This is a genomic window from Cryomorphaceae bacterium 1068 (assembly GCA_027214385.1).
GTDB lineage: Bacteria > Bacteroidota > Bacteroidia > Flavobacteriales_D > Cryomorphaceae > JAKVAV01.
Genome location: JAPVXR010000028.1, coordinates 1 through 4,976, shown reverse-complemented (window position 1 = coordinate 4,976; position 4,976 = coordinate 1). Strand labels below are relative to the sequence as shown.

Here is a 4,976-nt window from a genome sequence, read left to right as displayed (position 1 = left end):
TGGGAAACAGCTACTGAGATCAATAATGATTATTTCGTCGTTGAAAGGGCGAGTGAAGATTTGGATTGGAGGCCGATATTGACGGTGACGGGAGCGGGTAATTCGAATAGTTTACTGACCTATAGTGAGAAGGACCGAGAGCCTTTGAAGGGATTGTCGTATTACCGTTTGAAGCAGGTAGATTACGACGGACAGTTCAGCTATAGCGAGCCTGTAGCGATATTCAATAATCAAGTTGAGAACTCCGACGATGTCTTTATGTATCCGAATCCGTCCAGTTTGGGATCCGTATTTTTGAGAATACCTGAGGGACTTAATGGTTTCCGAACGGAGATCAGGCTTTTCGATCTGTCGGGTAAGCTATTGCAGACGGAGCTTTACGACGCCAACTCGGATGTGTACGAAATGAAGTACGGGGATTTGATACCGGGAATTTATTTGATTCAGATCAATTCAGAGATGCTGAACGAGACGAAGAAGTTGGTTGTGAAATAAAGTGATCAAACAATATATATATTGATATACCCTCAGAAAAAATTTCTGAGGGTATTTTTTTGTGTGGTAGCAAGACTCTGCGTTGAAGAGAGTAAAAGAACGTAAGTCTTTATTAACGAGACAAGTCACTCGTTGATGTTCTAAATATGTATATTTACAAGACGAGCTTCACATCAGCCCTTTTTCTCAATGAGGAGTTCAATTGATATCAGGCAAGCCAGTATCCTCTTTTAACCAAAACCGTTTTTTTTCCCAGGCCATGACCAATATCCGCAGAGTCCTTATTGTGCTCGTTTTGAGTTCTATTTGCAGCTTTGGAATGAGTCAGAGAGGCCCGGGTGGGGTAAGTGAAGAACTAAGCGGTCAGAGCACATGTCGAGCTTGGCTGGATGCATCCACTATGACTAATTTGGCCGATGGTGATCCCGTAATACTTTGGCCTGATGTGAGTCTCTCGCTAAATTCAGACGATGCCACACCTGAGCCGAACGGCTTACCTCCGGTTTTCAGAGACGATCCTGCCAATACTATAAATGGTTATCCCGTGGTGACTTTTGAAGAGAACCAATTCTTACTTATCAATCCCACAACCGATTTAAATTTAGGGGGTACTACCACTGAGAAAACGGTATTTATGGCCTTCAGAACGAGTACCGATGTGGTCAGTAAGCAGATCGTCTACGAAGAAGGTGGTTGCTATAGAGGGTTTAATGTTTATATCGATTCGGATAGTTTGATCATAGGAGGCTACGATTTAAATCAAGGAGGAATCCAAAACGACGGTACCACTGATTTTGACAACACTCCTCAATGGGGCTATACCTACGTCAGTCGTAAAATTGACCCGAACAGCACCTATATTTTGACCATCCAGTTCAATGCTCCTCAAGCGGGAGCTATCTATCGCAATGATCCCGATTATTACATCAAAGGCTGGTTGAATGGGCAAGTATTCGATGAGATCAGGTACGACAATGCCAACTTGACCAATACCAATGGCAGTAATACGGGAATTAACGGCATCGGGACTTTGTCTCCACATCCTGACCCGATAGGTTTGGGTGCTGTCAACAGTGCGTTTGTAGGTAAGGATGGATTAAACTGCAATGTTACGGGCACAGAATCATTTCAAGGGAGATTGGCCGAATTATGCTACTACAACGAAAGCCTTAAAGCTTCAAAAAGGATCATTATTGAAAATTATCTCGGAGCAAAATATTTTGCCAACATCATCCAAAACGACAAGTATGATCACCAAGCTGCCTACGGAAAGGAGGTCATTGGAATAGGGCAGCAACCCTTTAATCCTTCAGCTGACCCGGCATTGTATCACGACAGGAGTCAAGGTCGAAACCCTTTTGAGATTGGATCGACCTTACCGAGTTCGGCCTACTCTGCTGCTGACCGCTTTTTTCTCACGGGACATAATGGACAAAACCTTTTGTACACCAGTGCAGGAGTCCCTGCAAACAGTGCGTATATCCGGCGATTGCAGAGAATATGGAGAATAGATGAGCGGAATAGTTTTCCATCGGTCACTTTAAAAGTGAATGAAAACGATCTGCCTCCGAAACCTGCAGGTTTTAGTAAGCTCGTTCTACTTATCGACGAAGCGAGCCCAAATTTCCCCAACTTCACATTGAGCGACACTAAGGTTTTGGAAATAAGCAAGGTAGGCATTGTGGATTATGAAATCGCCTATGATTTTCAAGATAATTCATTTTTTACTCTTGCATGGCTCAAGCCTACGGTTCAATTTGCAGTTAATGAAAGTTTTGGAATTGAAACAAACCCGCTTCCCGACTCAACACTTTTCACAGTGGATCTTTCGCTTAACTTCCTCCCGGATAATAATCCGTCCAACATATTCGCAGTGGATTATGTCTTTGTGGATGGATCCGCCTCTTCATCTCTTGATTACGGGTATGATTATTCTGACCAATCTTTGGGTATACAGTTCCCGATAGGTCAGAGTCAAACATCGATAAGTGTTTATGTCAAAAACGATTTAGTAGCGGAAGATCCTTCTACGGAGAATTTTCTATTGATTTTAGAAAACGGACCAAATACTACCTCAGGGATAGAAATCGGTGCAAGAGATACTTTAACGTTTTCCATTTACGACGACGACCCTGAGCCCCGCGCCAGTTTTTCAAGCACCACTAGCATTGGTTCAGAAGGAGATCCGGGGATTTTACTTTCCGTAGTCAGAACGGGAGATGATTCGGGAACGTCGATCGTTCAAATTCGCAGAAAACCCGCCCCTGATTCGGGTACAGCTACGTATGGTGAAGATTACACCTGCCAAAATTCAGAAAATTGGATAGGGAGTTCAGCTTTAAGAAGAACTGAACTCATCTTCGGGCCAGGAGAAAATATTAAAACCGTATTGGTTACCTTTTTAGATGACATTGTAAATGAGACCGATGAGACACTTCTTTTCATCATAGAACCGATCAGTGGCATTTCTGTAGATTCCGGTGATATTTTAGAACATACCGTCACTCTTGTTGATGAAGATCCCGAGCCCACTGCTGCTTTCTTGGCAGACAACCAAACGGGATATGAATCCGTAGGTGATCCAGCCATATTTATTGAACTTGACAGGCCTTCGACGCGTGATGTGACTGTGTATTACTCCATCACAGGGGGAACGGCCAGCGGAAACACCGTGGATTACACAGCCGCTTCTTCAGGCCCTGTGCTTATTCAAGCTGACGATACGCTGGCATTTATTTCCCCTCTGAGTATATCAAATTCAGATAATTCACCCGAGCCCGATGAGACGATCATATTTCAATTGGATAGTGCAGAAAATGCGGCCATTGGTGTAATCGACGAACACACTTATACTATCCTTGATACCTCACCATTCCAATGGAAAGGAGCTTCGGGGGTTGGAAAAGATTCTGATAATATCATTTGGATGGATGCCAATCGGATGAGCATGGCAGGAGATCAGTCAAGTCTGCCAAACTTTTCGCCCAGAGACATAGAAATTGCCAGAGAGAGCGATAGCTCTTCCGAAGCTCAACTTTTAGAGGCATTAATCAATGGTAGAAATGCAATTGATTTCAGGGGAGGAAACACGAGCGAAGCGGACTGCTATCTCATTGAGGACAATTCCTTTACGAATCTAGCCGGTTTTGTGGAGAAGAAGTCCTATTTCTTCGTGATCAAACCTGACTTCGTCCCATCGGTCACGGTTTCACCAAATGCCACACCTGATCATACCAATTGCTCGCTCATTTACGAGCAGGGCGGATCGGGCAGAGGTATCTCGATTTACCTTTACAATGGCTATCTGTGGATGCAAGCTTGGAATTTTACTGATAATGGCCCACAGTCTCCTTGGGGATTCGATGAAAATGCCGCTTCGAATAGTGAAATTGTCGCATCAACCACTTGGGCAAGATCTAGTCAGAACCTTGTATCAGGGGAAGCGTATGTGGTCTCTTGTCATTACGACAATTTCTCCGATCAGCCCATTCAAGTCTTTGTAAACGGCGAAGAAGGCATAATCAGTCCTTCCATTATCTCGGATCCTCAGAACTCCGTTGGCCGACTATACACTCACGGGGCTGATATAGGTCTTGGGGCTGTAAATAATCAAGCACGGTTTCACTTCAGCGTTTCCAGCGGAGGTGATGACCGAAATGCGGGATATGATGGCCTCATGGCTGAATTCATCAAATTTCATGAACCTCAAATGAGTCCTGCTCGTCGGACGATTTTAGAAAATTATCTCTCCGCGAAATACAACATTCCATTGGCAGGAACAGATACGGAGCAGATTTTTGATCTCAGCTTTGCATCGGGACCAAACCTATTCAACCAAGAAGTTGCCGGTGTGGGAAGAACGAGTATTGATGATTACCACGGCGACTCACAAGGAACAGCGATTTTAAGGGTTCAAAACCCCACATTTTCTTCCGCTTCATCATTCGGATATTTGGTTTGGGGGCACAATGGAGAAGAACTTACCAATACTTGGCCATTCTCCTATTGGAATGCAGATTTACCCGATTTCATCGAAGAAAGATCAGGACAGGTCTGGAAGATTTTTGAAAGCCCGGGAGACCCAATTTCTACTACTGACATTTTGATCAATTTCAGTGCTTCCGATAATGCCCAAAATTTTTCCAATGATGCCAGTCTCTTAAAGCTATTGGTTCACGACAACTCTATCCCTCAAGACTTCAGCAATGCGAGCGTTTACGGTGTCTCTGAAATCAGAAATGGATTTGTTGCATTTTTCAATGACATCCCCGTGACGAATGGGATGTACATTGCCTTAGCTAATACATCACCTTTTTCCATGTCTCCACTCCCACTCGAACTCCTTTACTTCGACGCGGAGCTCAAGGGAACCTATGTTGACTTAGATTGGGAAACAGCTACTGAGATCAATAATGATTATTTCGTCGTTGAAAGGGCGAGTGAAGATTTGGATTGGAGGCCGATATTGACGGTGACGGGAG

Annotated in this window: 2 protein-coding genes; both read left to right on the top strand. The window is 44.0% G+C overall.

Features of this window, described 5'->3' with window-relative positions; all coding sequences use genetic code 11:
• A partial coding sequence (locus O3Q51_18245) for a T9SS type A sorting domain-containing protein (protein MCZ4410763.1) occupies positions 1-495 on the top strand: 495 nt, incomplete at its 5' end.
• 259 nt (positions 496-754) lie between these two features.
• A partial coding sequence (locus O3Q51_18240) for a hypothetical protein (protein ID MCZ4410762.1) occupies positions 755-4,976 on the top strand: 4,222 nt, incomplete at its 3' end.